Origin of the sequence: Virgisporangium ochraceum (assembly GCF_016863655.1) — a bacterium.
Classification (GTDB): domain Bacteria; phylum Actinomycetota; class Actinomycetes; order Mycobacteriales; family Micromonosporaceae; genus Virgisporangium; species Virgisporangium ochraceum.
This window is the reverse complement of record NZ_BOPH01000005.1, coordinates 49,558-64,527: the sequence shown is the minus strand read 5'-3', so window position 1 is coordinate 64,527 and position 14,970 is coordinate 49,558. Positions and strand designations below refer to the sequence as shown.

General features: G+C 68.6%; 12 protein-coding genes. 5 read left to right on the top strand and 7 right to left on the bottom strand.

Features of this window, described 5'->3' with window-relative positions; all coding sequences use genetic code 11:
• Nucleotides 1-95: 95 nt before the first annotated feature.
• Nucleotides 96-2,240, bottom strand: coding sequence for an MMPL family transporter (locus Voc01_RS02225; protein WP_239159877.1), 2,145 nt, complete (start codon nt 2,238-2,240; stop codon nt 96-98).
• A 418-nt stretch (nt 2,241-2,658) separates the two neighbouring features.
• On the opposite strand from Voc01_RS02225, the gene Voc01_RS02220 reads away from it, so the two are divergent.
• On the top strand, nt 2,659-3,030 hold the full coding sequence (locus tag Voc01_RS02220) for a hypothetical protein (protein WP_203925523.1): 372 nt from the start codon (nt 2,659-2,661) through the stop codon (nt 3,028-3,030).
• Nucleotides 3,031-3,227: 197 nt separating this feature from the next.
• Here the strand turns inward: Voc01_RS02220 and Voc01_RS02215 are convergent, their stop codons facing one another.
• From Voc01_RS02215 to Voc01_RS02205, 3 genes are all read right to left on the bottom strand, one after another.
• Nucleotides 3,228-3,899, bottom strand: coding sequence for a class I SAM-dependent methyltransferase (locus Voc01_RS02215; RefSeq protein ID WP_203925522.1), 672 nt, complete (start codon nt 3,897-3,899; stop codon nt 3,228-3,230).
• Nucleotides 3,900-3,983: 84 nt separating this feature from the next.
• Nucleotides 3,984-4,625 carry a response regulator gene (locus Voc01_RS02210; protein ID WP_203925521.1) on the bottom strand — a complete coding sequence of 214 codons (642 nt, stop codon included), beginning with the start codon at nt 4,623-4,625 and terminating at the stop codon, nt 3,984-3,986.
• Nucleotides 4,616-5,905, bottom strand: a complete 1,290-nt coding sequence (locus Voc01_RS02205; protein WP_203925520.1) for a sensor histidine kinase — start codon at nt 5,903-5,905, stop codon at nt 4,616-4,618. Before Voc01_RS02205 ends, Voc01_RS02210 begins: the two co-directional genes overlap by 10 nt.
• Before the next feature lie 232 nt (nt 5,906-6,137).
• Between Voc01_RS02205 and Voc01_RS02200 the strand changes: the two genes are divergently transcribed.
• Both Voc01_RS02200 and Voc01_RS02195 read left to right on the top strand, forming a co-directional pair.
• On the top strand, nt 6,138-7,061 hold the full coding sequence (locus tag Voc01_RS02200; protein WP_203925519.1) for an ABC transporter ATP-binding protein: 924 nt from the start codon (nt 6,138-6,140) through the stop codon (nt 7,059-7,061).
• On the top strand, nt 7,058-7,864 hold the full coding sequence (locus tag Voc01_RS02195; RefSeq protein WP_203925518.1) for an ABC-2 transporter permease family protein: 807 nt from the start codon (nt 7,058-7,060) through the stop codon (nt 7,862-7,864). The genes Voc01_RS02200 and Voc01_RS02195 overlap by 4 nt, the downstream gene beginning before the upstream one ends.
• Nucleotides 7,865-7,878: 14 nt before the next feature.
• Here the strand turns inward: Voc01_RS02195 and Voc01_RS02190 are convergent, their stop codons facing one another.
• Nucleotides 7,879-8,259 carry a nuclear transport factor 2 family protein gene (locus tag Voc01_RS02190; protein WP_203925517.1) on the bottom strand — a complete coding sequence of 127 codons (381 nt, stop codon included), beginning with the start codon at nt 8,257-8,259 and terminating at the stop codon, nt 7,879-7,881.
• Between the two features lie 562 nt (nt 8,260-8,821).
• The gene (locus Voc01_RS02185) at nt 8,822-9,352 is read right to left on the bottom strand and encodes a MarR family winged helix-turn-helix transcriptional regulator (RefSeq protein ID WP_203925516.1); all 531 of its coding nucleotides are present in this window, start codon (nt 9,350-9,352) and stop codon (nt 8,822-8,824) included.
• A gap of 235 nt (nt 9,353-9,587) precedes the next feature.
• Here Voc01_RS02185 and Voc01_RS02180 point away from each other — a divergent pair, with 235 nt between their 5' ends.
• Nucleotides 9,588-12,422, top strand: a complete 2,835-nt coding sequence (locus Voc01_RS02180) for a methyl-accepting chemotaxis protein (protein WP_239159879.1) — start codon at nt 9,588-9,590, stop codon at nt 12,420-12,422.
• A complete protein-coding gene (locus Voc01_RS02175; RefSeq protein ID WP_203925515.1) occupies nt 12,419-13,903 on the top strand; it encodes a chemotaxis protein CheW in 1,485 nt (494 codons plus the stop codon). Before Voc01_RS02180 ends, Voc01_RS02175 begins: the two co-directional genes overlap by 4 nt.
• On the opposite strand, the gene Voc01_RS02170 is transcribed toward Voc01_RS02175, so the two are convergent.
• Complete coding sequence (locus Voc01_RS02170) at nt 13,900-14,970, bottom strand: winged helix DNA-binding domain-containing protein (protein WP_203925514.1); 1,071 nt, start codon at nt 14,968-14,970, stop codon at nt 13,900-13,902. The two genes, Voc01_RS02175 and Voc01_RS02170, sit on opposite strands and share 4 nt — an antisense overlap.

Sequence of the window (14,970 nt, the reverse complement as noted above, 5' to 3'; positions counted from 1 at the left end):
CCTTCGGGTACGGCCGCGCCTTCGGGTACGGCCGCGCCTTCGGGTACGGCCGCGCCTTCGGGTACGGCCGCGCCTTCGGGTACGGCCGCGCCCTGTTACGGGTGTGCTGCCGGGTCGGGTTCCTTGTTCAGCTCCACCGGCTCGGTGGCGGGTGGCACCTCGCGGGCCCGGTCGCCGTGGCCGGGCCACCAGGCGGCGTGACCGACGAGCGCGGTGAACGCGGGAACGAAGAAGTACGACATGACGAACGCGCTCAGGACGATGCCGATCGCGACGGCGAAGCCCATCTGCTGCAGGAACGAGATGGGTGCCAGCATCAGCACCGCGAACGTGCCGGCGAGGATGAGACCGGCCGCCGCGACCGTCGGACCGCCGTGCTCGACGCCGAGCGCGGCCGCCTCGCGCGGTTCCTTGCCTTCCCGCGCCTCCTCGCGCAGTCGGGCGATCATCAGGATGTTGTAGTCGGTACCGATCGCCACCACGAACAGGTACAGGATGATCGGTAGCTGGAACGTCACACCGGGTTCGCCCTGGATGCCCTGGAACACGTACACGGTGGCGCCGAGCGTCGCCGCGAAGTTGAGCAGCACCGCGACCACCAGGTAGATCGGGGCCACGAGGCTCCGCAGCAGCAGGGCCAGGATGATCGCGATCAGTACCGCGGCCACCGGCAGGATCACCGACAGGTCGCGGTTGTTGGCCGAGTTGATGTCGGCGAACACCGCGGTGATGCCGCCGACGAGGGCCTCGGTGCCGTCGGGTGCGGCGTCGTGCACGTAGTCGCGCAGGTCGTCGCGGACGAGCTCGATCGCCTCGTTCGAGCTGGGGTTGTAGTTGAGCAGCAGGTCGACCCGGGCGACGCTCGGGTCGGTGCTCTGCGGACCCGGCTGCACCTGTCCGACGCCGGGTGCGCTCTTCATGGCCTCGGTGAACTGCTGCACCTTGTCGGGGGTGAGCGGTGACCCGTCGGTGGTCTGCAGGTACGCCTCGGTCGGCTGGGCCGCTCCGGCGGCGAACGCCTTGCTCAGGTCGGCCTGCGCCTGCGCCGACTCGGTGTCCTGCGGGAAGCCGGAGCTGAAGTCGTAGTTCGCCTTGTACATCAGCGTTCCGGCGGCCAGCGCCACCAGGAGCAGACCCGACGCGGCGGCCGTGAGCGCCGGCCGGCGTCCGACGAAGACGCCGAGCTTGCGCGAGATCGTCGCCTTCGGCTGCTTCTTCCACGCCTTCGACGGCCAGAACACGAAGCGGCCGAGCAGCGAGACCAGCGCCGGGACCAGCGTCAGCGAGGTGACGAGCATGACACCCACGCCGATCGCGAGGGCCGGGCCGAGCGATCCGAAGAATCCGAGGGATGCCAGCAGCAGCACGAGGAACGCGACGACGACGGCACCGGCTGCCGACGCGATGACCTCGCCGACCCGTTCGACCGAGACGACCATGGCGGTCTTCTTGTCGTCGCCGGCGCGCAGGCGCTCGCGGTACCGGAACAGGATGAACAGGATGTAGTCGGTGCCGATGCCGTAGAGCACGATCAGCAGGATCGTCTGCAGGTCCTGTCCGACGTTCCAGTCGAGCGCCTTGCCGACGATTCCGATGAGCCCGGTGGTGACCGACAGCACGACGCTGACCACGACGATCGGTAGCAGCGCCGCGATCGGGCTGCGGAAGATGATGAGGATCAGGCCGATGATGAGCACGACGGTGGCGAGACCGACGATCGCGAACGCGCTGTTGAACGTGTCCTCGTTGTCGACGAAGGTGGCGACGTCGCCGCCGACCTGTGCCGTGAGGTCACTGCCCTGGAGCTCTTCGCCGAGCGCCTTGCGCAGCTCGCGGATCGCGTCGAGCAGCTCGGGATCGTCGGGCGACTCTGCCTGCAATCCGACATTGATGAGCATGATCGACTTGTCGGGCGCCACGCTCCGCTGCGGGTCGGTGACGTAGTTCTCGGTGCGCGGGATGTCGCGCGCGTCGAGGTCTTTTGCAAGTTGCACGACCTCGGTCGTGTCCTCGTCGGTCAGCGGCGCCCCGTCGGACCGCTTGACCACCACCAGGGCGCTCGACGTCGCCTGTGCCGGGAACGCCTTGAGCGACAACTCGATGGCCTGCACGGACTCGTACTTGTCCGGCAGGAAGTCGCTCTGGTCGGCCGAGGTAATGTCGCTCAACGATGGTGAAAGGCCGATGATCGCCGCTGAGGCGACGAGCCATCCGGCGATCACCCACCAGGCTCTACGCACGACGAATCTGCCCAGCCAGCCGAACATTGACTCCCCCTTGGTGCCGGCTTCAGTCCAGGGGAGAGCGTAACGGTGACGAGTGAGGCATTGCGTCATACCTCCGACGCAGCGGGCACTACGTCTTCAGTCGTACGTATGGATGTGGGGAGCCCCTACGGGAGGTAGGGGGTGTTCGTGGTGGTTCGGGCCTTGACTCTTGGTCTCTTCCTGGCCCCTGTTCTTTAATCTGTGGTCCTCGGCCTGTGCCTCTGCTCTGTGGTCCTCGGCCTGTGTTCCTGATTTGTGCTCCTGCGCTTTGGTCCTGCGCTGCGGTCCTGCGCTGCGGTCCTGCGCTGCGGTCCTGCGCCTTGCGCGGGGCCGCGGTGGACGTACGGATGATCCACGGCCGACCGGTTGGTGGACGGTCGGGTCATCATCGATGGACCGGCCGTCGGTCGTCGTGGCCGGATCGACGGTTGGCGCGCTTGTCGTGCTCGATTACGGTGCGGGTATGTCGTCGCCAGAGTCAACGGGCGACCTGGCGCGCATCGATGAGGATTCGACAGCTGAGATTCCGGTGCTCATCGTGGATGACGTGCCGCCGGTCGCCGAGGTCGTCACCGGGCGTGCCCCTGTCGGGTACCAGCGCCTCGCCCACGAGGCGACGGTGCCGATCGCGATCCCGGCCAACCTGCTGGGCGACGAGCCAGTGGAGCGCCCGAGCCTCGTGATGATGATCGCGGTGCACGGCACGTTCCTGGTGGCCGCCATCGTGCTGGTGGCGGTGCTGATGGCGATCTCGGCTACTTAGACGCTTCCTGCGGTCGGCCTGTGTGGGGGTCGTTCGGGGCCTGTTTGCTTCCCTGGCCGGTCGGCTTCTGTGGCTGCTCTGGGTTTGTGCTGCCCAGCTGTGCTGCCCAGCTGTGCTGCCCAGCTGTGCTGCCCAGCTTTGTGGCTGCTGGGCTTGGGGGCTGCCCGGCTTTGGGGGCTGCCCGGCTTTGTGGTTGCTCAGGCTTTGCGGGCTGCCCAGCCGAACATGGCCGGGGACGGTTGGCCGCCCTCGGCGAAGCGTTCGAACCGCAACCCCGCATCGGTCACCATCGACAGCAACGCGGGCAGCGGCCAGTGCGTCGCGCCGACCTTGTCGCGAATGCCCTGGTCTGTGTACGACGCCTTGGTCCAGTGGCCGTCGAGGTAGCCGGGCCGGACGACGACCGCCGAAAGGTCGCTCCGGTCGGCGAACCCGCCGCAGAAGCACGGGTGCGTTCCAATGTGGACGAACAAACCACCCGGACGCAGAACCCGCGCCACCTCCCGCACGACCGCCGGATACGCCGGCATGTCGGTGTGCACCCACACGGCGATCACCGCGGGTAGGGTCCCGCTGCCGAACGGTAACCGCTCCACATCGCCCCGCACGACCGGCATCCGTCCGGCGGCGTGCCGCAGCATCCTCGAAGAGATGTCGACACCGATCGGCATCCACCCGAGTTCCCGGACGGTGGCCGCGTGCACACCGGTGCCGCACCCGATCTCCAGGCATCCGTTGCCAGCGTCGTCCGGGCGACCGAGGAGGTCGCGGAGTGCACGGGTGGTACCCAGCGGATCGGTGTCGCCCTGGCGGGGGAGGAACTCGGTCTCGTACCAGTCTGCGATCTCGTCGTACGCGGCGGTTGCCATGGAACCATGAAGCCAGACGGGTGGATGGGTGGACAGCCGGTTCGCTGAGAGCATGACGGCCGTTCTCTCCTCCGGCGGCCCGGCTCAGACGCGGAGGTATCTGAGGACGGCGAGTACCCGCCGGTGATCGGTGTCGGTGGGTGGCAGGTCGAGCTTGACGAAGATGTTCGTCACGTACTTCTCCACCGCGCTGTGGCTGACCTTCAACGTTTCGGTGATGCCGTTGTTCGACCTCCCTTCGGCCATGAGTCGGAGCACCTCCTGTTCGCGCGGGGTGAGCCGCTCGAGCGGGTCGTCGCCCTGCCGGACCAGGAGCTGGTCGACCACCTCCGGGTCGAGAGCGGTGCCACCGGTGGCGACCCGGCGCAACGCGTCCAGGAAGTCGCTGACCTGGGCCACGCGGTCTTTGAGCAGGTAGCCGATCTTCGTCGTGCCGACCGACATGAGATCGCGCGCGTACCGCTCCTCGACGTACTGCGAGAGAACGCACAGCGCCATGTCGGGATACATCCGTCGCAGTACCAGCGCGGCCCGGATGCCCTCGTCGGTGTGGGTCGGCGGCATCCGGACGTCGACCACCACCACATCGGGCTTCTGCTCGGCCACCGCCGTCAGCAGTGCCTCGGCGTCGGACACCGCCGCGACGACCTCGAACCCGCCGTCGGTGAGCAACTTCGTCAGGCCGGCGCGCAGCAGCACGGAGTCTTCGGCTAGCACTACTCGCATGGGAGGTTCACAGTAACGGTCGTCGGACCGCCCAGTGGGCTCACCACACTGAATGTGCCGTCGACCGCCGCCGCACGCTGTGCGAGCCCACGGAGACCACCTCCCTCCTCGACGGATGCGCCGCCGTCGCCGTTGTCGGACACCGTGATCAGGAGGTTGCCGCCGATCTGCTCGACGACCACCTCGGCCCGGCTGGCGCGGGCGTGCTTGGACACGTTGGCCAGTGCCTCCGACACCGTGAAATAAGCGATCGCCTCGATCGTCGGCGAACACCGCGTCGTGACCTCGACCCGCAGCGCCACCGGCAATGGCGCGCGGGCGACGATGCCGGACAGGGCGGCGTCGAGCCCGCGGTCGTTGAGCACAGCGGGATGCAGACCACGAACGAAATCGCGAAGCTCGGCCAGCGCCTGGGTGGCCTCGTCGTGCGCGGCGGCGAGCACCTCCCTGATCTCGGGCGAAGCGTCGGCGAATGCTTCGCGGGCCATCCCGAGGTTGACGGCCAGCGAGACCAGCCGCTGCTGAACCCCGTCGTGCAGGTCGCGCTCGATACGCCGGCGTTCGGTGTCGGCGGCCGTCACGAGTTCGGCGCGGCTGCGCGCCAGGGTCGCGACCCGTTGCCGCAGCTCCTCGGACGGCCCCGGACCGAGGAGGTGCCTGCCCGCGAACGCGTCGGCGGCCGCCATGCCCCGGGCGATCCAGGGCGCGGACAGGAGCAGTCCCCCTGACATCGCGAATGACGCGACGCGCTCCCCGGCGGGGAGGTGATCGGTCCAGAGCGCGGCGAGTATCGGCGCCGACCAGCACACCACGACCAGCACGCCGGCCGGCCCGGCGAGGACCGACGCGAGGACGTGGTAGCTGAGCTGCCGCCATGTCGCCGCCTGCGCCCACGGGTGGGTGAGGCGTCGCCAGCCTGCCAGTGGTGCCTCGGCCGGCGCGACGATCTCGACCTCCAGCAGGTTCCGGAACCGTTCGCGTTGCAGGGCGCTGGCGAACCGGACCCACAGCAGGATCGCGAACGGGCCGGTGACCGTGGCGCCGAGGTAGATCCCTATCAGTACGGGGTGACCGCTGGGACCGGTGAGCAGGCTGAGCGCCGCCGCGACCCACAGCAAACCGAGGAGCGTGAACACGCCACCGACCGCGGCGCTGAGGAAGATGCCCGCGACGGTGTGGAAGGTGGCCTGCCAGGAGGCGTGCGCCACCAGCGGCCGCACCAGAGTGCGCAGCCCGCGCACCGCCGGCGCTGTCGTTGTCGCGCTTCCCACGGACGTCATGAGACCACGGTAGGAAGCCGGTGCGGGCGGGACCATCGGGTCAGCCTTCTGCCGTGGGTGGGGAAATCCCCACTGTCGTCGCGCGGCTCGCCCCACTGACACGGCAGCCGTTCCTTGCGAGCGTTGGGAGCGACCGCACGACGGCGGGCCGCCCGCTTCAAGGCGGATGAGATGGCGATGAGATGGCGATGAGATGGCGATGAGATGGCGGATGAGACGTGGGGACCAGAGGATGATCGAGGCACGCGCTCTGACGAAGCGGTACGGCGACAAGCTTGCGGTCGACGGGTTGACGTTCACGGTGCGCCCGGGTGTGGTCACGGGTTTTCTGGGTCCGAACGGCGCCGGCAAGTCCACCACGATGCGCATGATCCTGGGGCTCGATGCGCCCACGAGCGGAACGGTCACCGTCAACGGTCGGCCGTACCTGGCTCACAGCGCCCCGCTACACGAGGTCGGTGCCCTGCTCGAGGCGCGTTCGGTGCATCCCGGGCGGAGCGCGTACAACCACCTCCTGGCGCTCGCGCACAGCAACGGCATCAGCCGGTCCCGGGTCGACGACGTGGTGGAGGCCGTGGGCCTCGCCGGTTCGGCACGCCGGCGGGCCGGCCGGTTCTCGCTCGGCATGGGCCAACGGTTGGGCATCGCGACGGCGTTGCTGGGCGATCCCCGAACGGTCATTCTCGACGAGCCGCTGAACGGGCTCGACACCGAGGGCATCCGGTGGGTCCGTGCTCTGCTGCGGAACCTCGCTGACGACGGTCGAACGGTATTCGTGTCGTCGCACCTCATGAACGAGATGGCGCTCACCGCGGAGCACCTCATCGTGATCGGCCGGGGCCGTCTGATCGCCGACACCTCGATGGCCGAGTTCGTCGCGAGCCGGGGGCGGAGCGTGGTGCGCGTCAGGAGCACCGACCCGCGTGCGCTCGCCGCCAGGTTGGAGGCGCCCGAGGTGGAGGTGTCCCACGACGGCGGCGGGTCCCTCACGGTGAGTGGCCTCACGACCGACCAGGTCGGCCGGGCTGCCGCCGCGGCCGGAATCACGCTGCTGGAGCTCACCGCACGGCAGACCTCGCTGGAAGAGGCGTTCATGGAACTCACCCACGACGCGGTCGAGTACCGCGCACCGAGCACGGCGGGAGCCGCGTCATGACCACGATCAGCCTGCCGGTCTACACCGGTGAGCAGCGCGTTACCCAGCTCCGGGTCCTGCGCTCCGAGTGGACGAAGTTGCGTTCCCTTCCGTCCACGATGTGGTCACTGCTCACCGCGGTGGCGCTCACCGTCGGGTTCGGGGTCGTCTACGCGATGGTGCGGGTCGCTCGTCCGCCGGCGGACCCGTCGACGTTCGACGCCACCGGAGTGACCCTGTCGGGGGTTCAGCTGGCTCAGCTCGCGGTCGGGGTTCTCGGCGTGCTGCTGGTCACCGGCGAGTTCGCCACCGGGTCCATCCGGGCGACGCTGGCGGCCGTCCCCAGCCGACTGCCGGTCCTGTGGGGCAAGGCGGCGGTGTTCGGCCTGACGACGATGGTGCTCTGCCTGCCCGCCGTGGTGGTGGCGTTCGTCGTGGGCCAGTCGATCCTCGCCGCGGAGAACCTCGACATCGGGCTCGGAGATCCGGGTGTGGCGCGGGCGGTGTTCGGCAGTGCGGTGTTTCTCGCGCTGGTGGGCCTGTTCGGTCTGGGGCTTGGCGCGCTGATCAGGAACACGGCCGGTGGCATCGCGACGCTTCTCGGGCTGCTCTTCGCGCCGCAGATCCTGGTGGGCTTCCTGCCCGAGTCGGTCTCGACCCAGTTGTACAAGTACGTTCCCGCGCAGGCCGGTCAGGCCATCATGTTCGTCAAACCCGACCCCCAGTGGAGCCTTGAGCCTTTGGCGGGGCTCGGCGTGTTCGCGATCTACACCGCGATCGCCGTGGGCCTCGCGGCCTGGCAGTTACGCCGCCGCGACGTGTAGACGCCGACTGCTCGTCAACCGACTCCGCTCACGTGCCCGGCGATCAGGCGCCAGCCGTGGGAGTCGTCGTGGACCCAGGTGCGGGTGTACCTGACCCGCGCGGTGAACTCGCTGCCCGACAGCACCCCGGCCACCGTCCCCAGGAAGCAGGTGACACCCGTGTTCCCGGCAACCAGTACCGCCAGGTCCTCCTCCTCGACACGGGCCATCTTCTGCTCGCCGGAGCCGTGCAGTCGCAGGTCGTCCGCCTTGCAGTACAGCTGGCCGTCGGGTCCCGTGAAGACGAGTCGGTCGTCGATGAGCCGGTCGAGCTCTGCGACGTCTGAGGCCAGTTGCGCGGCCTGCAGGGCACGCTCGGCGGCGCGCAGTTCGGTGGCACGGTTGTCGTGCGGCATGTCGATACCTTATCTGATATATCCCCGCCGTTCTCCGCATCCCGTCAAGTACGGCTCAGGGCCTGCCTGCGTCGTAGAAGGCTGCGATCTCGGTGGCGGTGAGGTCCGGGTTCCAGATGGCGACCTCGTCGAGATTCCCGGCCATCCCGAGGCCGTCGTTGCGCGACAGGGTCAGCGTCGGCGTCGACGTGGGGGCGGGTCAGGGTCTGCCCGCCAGCGGGGGTGCTGTCCGTGGGCTGGCCAGCATTCGGCGATCGCGGTCGCGTCGGTGCTGATGACGGCACCGTCGGTGCTCCAGGTGTCCGCGGGGGCGGAGACGTGTCCGGAGAAAGGACCGCCCGGGTCGTGGGCACCACGAGCGCGGCGGTCAGGGTCAACTCGAGGAGAGCACCGATGAGCGGCACCACGCGTGTCCGGCTTCACGATCTATGCGGCCCACGGTGTGCGGCAGCCATCGGTCGATTCCTCCTCGCGTCCGGTCCGGCAGGCGTGACCGTCAGTTCGGCGGGTGGGCGGCGATGTGAACCGGATCAACCGGCTGTAAACACCGGCTTCCGGGCTCCTATCCGGATGAGGAGGTGGGTTGGGGCGTCGCTCCGGCCGCGTAGACGGCCGCGAGCAACTCCCGGAGAAGGGAGGACAGCTGGCTACGGCTCTCCGGGGACAGCATCTCGAGCACCTCGCGCTGCGCGTCGAGGCCTGCGATGACGGCTTCGTCCACCAGGGCGCGCCCCGCTGAGGTCAGCGTGACAGTGAGACCACGCCTGTCGGCGGGGTCGGGTGCGCGGGTGACCAGGCCGCGATGCTCCAGCCGGTCGAGCCGTCCCGTCATGCCACCCGAGGTGAGCATCAGAGACGCGGTGAGGTCCTTTGGCGCCAGCCGAAACGGGGAGCCTGACCGGCGCAGCGTCGCGAGCACGTCGAAGTCGCCGCGGTTGATGCCGAAGGCGGCATACACGGCTTCCTGGCGGTCGCCCACCAGGCGTGCGATGCGGTACACACGGCCGAAGACGGCCATGGCCTCGGTCTGCAGGTCCGGCCGCTCCTGTGCCCACTGCGCCACGATGCGGTCCACGTCGTCCTCGGCGGCCATCCGAGGAGCATATTGGCCCACCCTGTCCCGGCAGCAGCCCGCCGAGCCGCGTCGTGGGCAAGGGCCGCGACGGGGGAGGCGGCCTCGGTGCAAGCGAGTCGCTTGCGGGGATGGTCGCAACCGGAAAGCAACCCGCCGACGACTCTGCCCGTTCCTCTCATGTGTCGCTCGATCCGGCCGATCCGGTTATCTGAATTGTCCGGACAGCAGGGTTCATGGAGGCGTTGTGACCGAAATGTCGCACTTGATCGACTCGGGCGCGGCCGACACGATTCGTCAGGCGTGTCTGAATCTGCTGGTCCGCGAGCGGTTGATGGCCGTGCTGAACGCCAAGAATGGGGTCGTTACCAAGATCAACGACCGATTCCTGGACACGACCGACAAGCCGATGAACGAGATCATAGGTAAGCGGCTGGAACAGCTATGGCACCTGCCCTCACAGATCGTCGACGGCATGCTCGACGAGGCGCGTGCCGGCCGGTTCGTGGAGCAGGTCAACGCGATCGTCGACAGCGGCGGACGGCAGCGTTGGCTGCGCTTCAACTGCGGACCAGTGCCCGGGGCAGGCAAGGAGCCGACGGAATTCCTGCTCACCGCGTATGACATCACGGAGGACCGGCGTCAGGTCGCCGAGCTGCGAGGTAAATCCGCCGCCATCGACCGGGCGCAGGCGGTGATCGAGTTCGGCCTCGACGGCACAATCATCACCGCCAACGAGAACTTTCTCCATCTCATGGGCTATTCCCTGGCTGATGTCGTCGACCAGCATCACCGGATGTTTGTCGACGAGACGTATGCCGAGTCTCCCGAGTATGCCCAGTTCTGGCAGCGGCTCGCCGAGGGGCAATACCAGAGCGGCGAGTACAAGCGGCTGGGTCGTGGTGGCAAAGAGGTCTGGTTGCGCGCCACGTACAACCCGATTCTCGATCTTGAGGGCCGTCCCTTCAAGGTAATCAAGTACGCCCTCGACGTGACGGCCTCCAAGCAGAAGACGGCCGACTACGAAGGCAAGGTCGCCGCGATCAGCCGGTCGAGCGTGGTGATGGAGTTCGATCTGGACGGCATCATCCAGGACGCCAACGACAATCTCCTCAAGACGCTCGGGTACTCGCTCGACCAATTGGTCGGCAAGCACCATCGCATGCTGGTCGACGAGGAGGAGGCGCGCGGCAACAGCTACCGCGGTTTCTGGCAGCGCCTGGCGGCCGGCGAGTTCATTACGGGCGTATTCAAGCGGATCGGTAAGGGCGGCAAGGAGAGTTGGCTGCGAGCCACCTACAGCCCGATTTTCGACTTGAACGGGCGGCCGATCAAAGTGGTCGAGTACGCCACCGACATCACCGCACAGAAGATGAAGAACGTGGAGGACGAGGGCAAGGTCAGCGCGATCGACCGCGCGCAGGCGGTGATCGAGTTCGACCTCGACGGCACCATCCTCGAAGCGAACCGTAACTTCTGCGAGACCATGGGTTACCCGAACGTCGAGGAACTCCGGGGAAAGCACCATCGGATGTTCGTCGAGCAGAACTACGCTGCAAGCGACGAGTACAAAGGATTCTGGGAGCGCCTGGGCCGCGGTGAGTTCGAGGCGGGGGTATACAAGCGTCTGGGCCGGGGCGGCAAGGAAGTGTGGCTGCGCGCCACATACAACCCGATTCTCGACATCGACGGCAAGCCATTCAAGGTGGTCAAGATTGCCACCGACATCACCGCGGACCGCCTGAAGAACTCCGAGTTCGAGGGCAAGGTTGCCGCGATCAGCCGCTCGCAAGCGACGGTCGAGTTCGACCTCAACGGCGTGGTGCTCGACGCCAACCGGATCTTCCTCGACCTGATGGGCTACTCGCTCGAGGAGGTCCGCGGCAAGCACCACCGGATGTTCGTCGACGGGGAGACCGCGGACAGCGACGCCTACAAGGCGTTCTGGGACCGACTGCGGCGTGGCGAGTTCGACAGCCGCGAGTACAAGCGGGTCGGCAAAGGCGGTCAAGAGATCTGGATCCAGGCCAGCTACAACCCGATCTTCGACCTCGACGGTCGGCCGTTCAAGGTCGTCAAGTACGCGATGGACGTCACCGACGCTAAGCAGCGCAACGCCGAGTTCGAGAGCAAGGTCAACGCGATCGACCGGGCACAGGCGGTGATCGAGTTCGACCTCGACGGCAACATCCGGTCGGCGAACGACAACTTCCTGCGGACCATGGGGTACTCGCTGCGCGAAATCCTCGGCCAGCACCACAGCATGTTCTGCTCGCCCGACTACATCACGTCGGAGGAGTACCGGGACTTCTGGCTCCGGTTGGCCGCCGGCGAGTTCATCACCGGCCAGTTCCACCGCCTCGGCAAGTACGGTCGCGACGTCCACCTGAAGGCGACCTACAACCCCATCTTCGACCTACGCGGCCGTCCCATCAAGATCGTCAAGTATGCGATGGACATCACCGACCAGGTCTCGTTGCAGCAGCGGCTCGCCAGCAAGTCCAGCGAGATGAACGACTCGATCGGCCGCCTCGCCACCTCGATCGACGACATCGTCGACAACGCCCAACAGGCCAGCGACCTCGCCGGCCAGACGCAGGCGAACGCCGAGCGGGGCTTCGAGGAGCTGCGCAAGTCCATCGAGGCCATCGACCTGATCGAGCGGTCCTCCGACCAGATCGCCTCGATCGTGCAGGTGATCGGCGAGATCGCCAGCCAGACCAACCTGCTGGCGTTCAACGCCTCGATCGAGGCGGCCCGGGCGGGTGAGCACGGCGTCGGCTTCTCGGTGGTCGCCGGCGAGGTCCGGAAACTGGCCGAGCGCTCGTCCGACGCGGCCCGCGAGATCGGCAAGCTGATCAACGAGTCGAGCTCGCGGGTGAGCCAGGGCTCCACGGTGTCCCGGCGCGCGCAGGAGGCGTTCGGCGACATCCTGAAGAGCGTCGGCCAGACCGGCGAGTCCATCGGTCGTATCGCCGCCCGCACCCACGACCAGCAGTCCGAGTCGCAGTCGGTGAAGACGCTCATCTCCGAGCTGACCGACGAAGGGGCCGGCCAGCCCCGCGGCATCGTCAGCACCCAGAAGAGGTGAGCGCCGTGACGGCGGCGGCGGTCAGCACCGAGTCGGCGGCCGGCCTGTACGGCGTCTTCACGGTCAACGACGTGCAGGTTGCGCTTCCGCTGTCGGAGCTGCGCGAAGTGATCCCCTGCCCGCCGTCGTTCGAGCCGCTGCTGGCCAGCGCGCCCGGCCTCGCGGGCGCCGTCAACCTGCGGCACCAGGTCATTCCCGTGGTCGACCTGCGGCTGGTGCTCGGGATGGACAACGCGTCGTTGATGGACGTCATCGTCATCGTCGCGCACGAGGGGCACGCGTTCGGGCTGCTCGCCACCGACGTGCACGGGGTCGTGCGCGTCGAGCCCGACGAACTGTTCGAGCACGCGGTCGGCGGCAGCAGCCTGCCCCTGTTCTCGCTCAGCTTCGAGCGGGCCGACACCGTCGTCTGCGTTCTCGACAGCGCGGCCGTGCAGGCGCTGCCCGGTATGCCCGTGGTCAAGGACACCGGCAGCGGTCACAACGGCCCGGGCCGGTCCGGCGCGATCGAGGCACCGGACCGCACCGTGATGCTCCTGCGGTGCGAGCCGTTCGGCCTGTGCATCGACGTGACCTACGTGCACTCGGTGATCCCCGAGCTGCTGGTCAAGTCGTCACCGCTCGACGGTCCCAGCGTGCGGGGAGTGGTGCGGCTCGGCGACCACGAGGTGCCGGTCATCGACCCGCTGGCGTTCCTCGGCCTGGGCTCGCTCCCGGTCGGCGGTGCGGAGCGCGGCGTCGCGTTGAACTTCGAGCGCGGCCTGATCGTGCTGTCGGTGTCGGACGTCGTCCGGATCGTGCCGGCACCGCCCGAGGACGTCCTCCCCCTGCCCGAGTCGGGCCTGCCGGCCTCGGGATACCTCGAAGGGATCCTGTCGGACTCGGGCACCGACCCGTACCTGCTGCTCGACGGCGCCGCGATCCGCGCCAGCGAGGAGCTCGACACGCTGGCCGCGCTCGGCCTGCCGGTCGGCGGCAGCGAGTCGACGAAGCTCTTCCAGCCCCAGGAGAAGCCCGAGGAGGAAGAGGAGACCGGCGACGGCACGGTGCTCAAGGTGGTGCGCAAGTACCTCACCTACAACGCCGGCACCGACGTCGCCACGCCGCTCGCCTACATCACCGAGATCCTGTCGTACCCGGAGGACCTCATCCCGATCACCGCGGGTGGCGCGGTGCAGGGCGTGTTCATCCACCGCGGCACCGCGATCCCGCTGGTGTGCCTGCCGACCCTGCTCGGCCGCGGCGAGCCGCCCGAGCGGGAAGGCGCGCGGGTGCTGCTGGTCGAGTCGAGCAAGGGCTACGTCGGGTTCGCGGTGCCGGCGCTGCGCGCCATCGAGGAGTCGGTGTGGGAGCAGCCGCCGCAGGGCGAGCTGCAGATGCACGCCGTGCTGGGCACCAGCCCGCTGGTCGAGGTCGGCGACGGCGAACAGTCCCGCATGCTCCCCAACGTGGACCTCCGGGCCGTCGGAATGGCGTACTAGGCGAACACCACCCGGGCTCCGTCGCCCAGATCGAGGAACGGCAGGAGCCGGTCGGCCTCCGCGCGGACGGCGTCGGCGTCGTCGGATGCGAGGGGACGGAACGGGGTGACGCGCAACTCGCCTCCCGCCAGCTCCCAGATGCCGGCGACGAACCCGTCGACCAGAAACGTGGCGTGCACCATCGAGTAGCCGGGGAACACGCGTGGCCGGTCCTCGTCGGCCACGATGCGGCTGCGGTCGTCGTGGCTGAGCACCGCGTTGTCGAACTCGGGCAGGAACCGCACCGGGGCCGGCTCGTCCCCGCCGGCGACCGGTAGGCCCGGAATGTCGAAAAGTTCGCGCCCACGTGCGTCCCGGTAGACCGTGAGCTCCGGACGCAGCGCCTCGACCTCGGCCTTGAGCCGGCGCAGGCCCGACCAGACCTGCAGGTCCGCGACCGACGCCGGCCCGCACGACGCGAGATACCGCCACACCAGCGTGCGCAGCGACGGCCGCTCCTCCAGCGGACCGACCCAGTCCTCGGCCAGCGCGCACGCCACGTGCCCGCGCCGGCGCCACACCCCGGTGGGCGGCGGGTGGACCAGCGGCAGGTGACGCTGCACGGCCCAGGCCAGCGGCATGTTCGAGCGGCCGGGATACCGCTCGCCGAGCTGCCGCGCCAGCGCCGGCCGGGTGAGCGTCTGCCCGGCGAGGATGTCGCGGCCGGCCGCGGCCACCTCGGCGAGGTCGAGGCCGTCGAGGTCGCGCGCGAACGCCGACAGCCCCGCCTTCCCGAGGCGCTGGGCGAGCAGCGGACGGAGCCAGCGGTAGTCGTCACCGCTGGTGATGTGCTGGGTGACGCGCAGCAGGCTGCCCCGCACGACCTCGCGCTCGACGAGCGCCGTGGTGAGGTCGGCGTGACCGAACGTGGCCATGCGGGTCCACAACCCGATGTACGGGGCGTCGGTCTCCTGTGCCTGCAGGGCCACGAGGTGCGCGACCACGTCGGCCACCGACCCGCGCGACGGCTCGAGCAGGAACTGGCGCTGGAGGAAGGTCCGGTTGAGCTGCCTGGTCGAGATGTCCAC

Bases quoted from the DNA above. Each gene is read 5' to 3' on its own strand.
- Voc01_RS02210 (WP_203925521.1), bottom strand. From the start codon at position 4,625: ATGCGAGTAGTGCTAGCCGAAGACTCCGTGCTGCTGCGCGCCGGCCTG.
- Voc01_RS02180 (WP_239159879.1), top strand. From the start codon at position 9,588: ATGTCGCACTTGATCGACTCGGGCGCGGCCGACACGATTCGTCAGGCG.
- Voc01_RS02195 (WP_203925518.1), top strand. From the start codon at position 7,058: ATGACCACGATCAGCCTGCCGGTCTACACCGGTGAGCAGCGCGTTACC.
- Voc01_RS02220 (WP_203925523.1), top strand. From the start codon at position 2,659: ATGGACCGGCCGTCGGTCGTCGTGGCCGGATCGACGGTTGGCGCGCTT.
- Voc01_RS02205 (WP_203925520.1), bottom strand. From the start codon at position 5,905: ATGACGTCCGTGGGAAGCGCGACAACGACAGCGCCGGCGGTGCGCGGG.
- Voc01_RS02215 (WP_203925522.1), bottom strand. From the start codon at position 3,899: ATGGCAACCGCCGCGTACGACGAGATCGCAGACTGGTACGAGACCGAG.
- Voc01_RS02190 (WP_203925517.1), bottom strand. From the start codon at position 8,259: ATGCCGCACGACAACCGTGCCACCGAACTGCGCGCCGCCGAGCGTGCC.
- Voc01_RS02200 (WP_203925519.1), top strand. From the start codon at position 6,138: ATGATCGAGGCACGCGCTCTGACGAAGCGGTACGGCGACAAGCTTGCG.
- Voc01_RS02185 (WP_203925516.1), bottom strand. From the start codon at position 9,352: ATGGCCGCCGAGGACGACGTGGACCGCATCGTGGCGCAGTGGGCACAG.